Origin of the sequence: Paraburkholderia humisilvae, from assembly GCF_902859855.1 — a bacterium.
Lineage (GTDB): Bacteria > Pseudomonadota > Gammaproteobacteria > Burkholderiales > Burkholderiaceae > Paraburkholderia > Paraburkholderia humisilvae.
Window position 1 is genome coordinate 1 of the sequence record NZ_CADIKH010000299.1, and the last position, 1753, is coordinate 1753.

2 protein-coding genes and 1 pseudogene are annotated in these 1753 nt (G+C 58.2%); 1 reads left to right on the top strand and 2 read right to left on the bottom strand.

Annotation, left to right across the window (positions count from 1 at the left end):
• Positions 1-13: 13 nt before the first annotated feature.
• The gene (locus HV796_RS42055) at positions 14-652 is read right to left on the bottom strand and encodes a sel1 repeat family protein (RefSeq protein WP_175233519.1); all 639 of its coding nucleotides are present in this window, start codon (positions 650-652) and stop codon (positions 14-16) included.
• A gap of 378 nt (positions 653-1030) precedes the next feature.
• On the bottom strand, positions 1031-1360 hold the full coding sequence (locus HV796_RS42060) for an H-NS histone family protein (RefSeq protein ID WP_175233520.1): 330 nt from the start codon (positions 1358-1360) through the stop codon (positions 1031-1033).
• A gap of 279 nt (positions 1361-1639) precedes the next feature.
• On the opposite strand from HV796_RS42060, the pseudogene HV796_RS45240 reads away from it, so the two are divergent.
• Positions 1640-1753: pseudogene (locus HV796_RS45240) on the top strand (H-NS histone family protein); the annotation flags it as partial.

Genomic DNA, 1753 nt, shown 5'->3' on the forward strand with positions numbered 1-1753 from the left:
CGACAGGCGTGGTTTAGCTTGAGCGGGTCCGCAATGCGTTCAGGCGGGCGGTGCATTTTGCGTTCGAACCACCACGCCTGTAGGCCTGTGCCGCCTTTGTGCTGTCGGGGACGATGTCGCCGGGAGCACTTCTGCCCCAGTGCCCCTCCCAGTACAGGCCAAGATTGTACGCAGCCGACCGGTGTCCAAGCTCGAGTGCCGTGGCATACATCTCCTTGGCGGTTTCGACGTCGACGTCCATGCCCCGACCAAGCCGCGCACTGTCTGCAATAGCCGCTGCCGCCATGCCACGCAGCGGGTCGCTCGCCGTCTCGTCCTTCAGTACATCGCCCAGAATGACGTGCCCGCCCTCGTAATCTGCAGGCCCACCTGTCTGCGTGACAAGAGACAGCGCAAGCGCGACCCGCAGGGATGGGTGCCGGTCAGGGCCAGCAAGTTTAAGCAGTCGCCGGCCGAGGTAAGGCGCGCCCGACAACGGGCTTGTAAGCAGCCCGTTCGCAATGGCTGCGATAGATTCAGGCGAAAGAAAGCCGACCTTGTTTGCCGACACAATGTGCCGGAAGAACTTTTCCACGTCGAGTGTCGGGTCGCGCTGGCGAAGTTGTGCCCACTCGCGTTCAATTTGGCCGAACCAGCTGGAATCTACGGACATCAGATTTGGGGACTGTGGTGAGTGATGGGGACAATAGTACCTCACCGCAGTTGTGCCTGGCGTTCGCGTCCCCGGCGCTTCACCCGGGGTGCTTCGGGCGTGGCAATGCGAAAGCGAGGTGCGACATCCCATTGCTCAATAGCTCGTGGACACTGTATTCGGACGTGAGAGAAGGTACAGTCTTCTACGAGGACAAAGGAGAGCTGATAGCAGGTGCTGACCTCCTGAAAGTGGTGGGGACAGCACGAATTTCTCCCGAATGCCGGAATGGACTCCATGCCGACAGTCGTGTCGCCGGCGGGTCTCGTCGTTTCAGTTTTCACGGTGATGAAGGTTCACACCGGGACGCGCAACAAGCCTGGGCAGCCCGACATCAGTTCATGATTGGCGCGGCGACCGAGCCAGCGGACTGCCTGCAAACGGGTCATCGCGCCAGTCGGCCTTTTCCCGATTCTTCCGCTGGGGCTTCTCCGTCAAGGATACTTCGAAGTGTTCGATGGATTGTCCGGCGCTAATCGCCTGCTGCAGCCATTGCGGCATCTCACCTTCGCCACTCCACGTGTCTCCGGTCGCACTGCGGTAGCGCAACTCTGTATGCTGTAATTGCTCGCCAGCCATCGCTGCAGCCAGATCGGTTGGCGTGATACCAACCTCTTCCATCCGGCGACGGATATAAGCAATCATGCTGTCTCGCTTTCTTTCGTCCATGAACTATTCCTTTTCCAATGCAATTGCTCGTCGATTGCGATGATTTTCCCGGCATTGCGCCAGTGCAAGGGCCGCGCAATAACGGTAGCATTCTGTCGTGCGCGGAATATCCGGGTCAACGAAAGCATCGTTGTCAGAAAAATCAGAGAGGGTTGTTCGATGTCGCGTTCGGCGTCGAGGTTGATACAGAACCTTCGGCCAGCCATGAACTCATAGCGCAGTATGCACGCTCGTGGCATAGTGCGGACGATCGATTTCCCAATGATAAAGGAAGTGCAAATGCCGAACCTGGAACAGATTCAGGCCCAAATGAAGAAACTGCAAGCGCAGGCTGAAGCACTCATTGGTTTCAAGTCCCAATCTGCGCTCAACAAAATCCGCCAGCTCATGGCC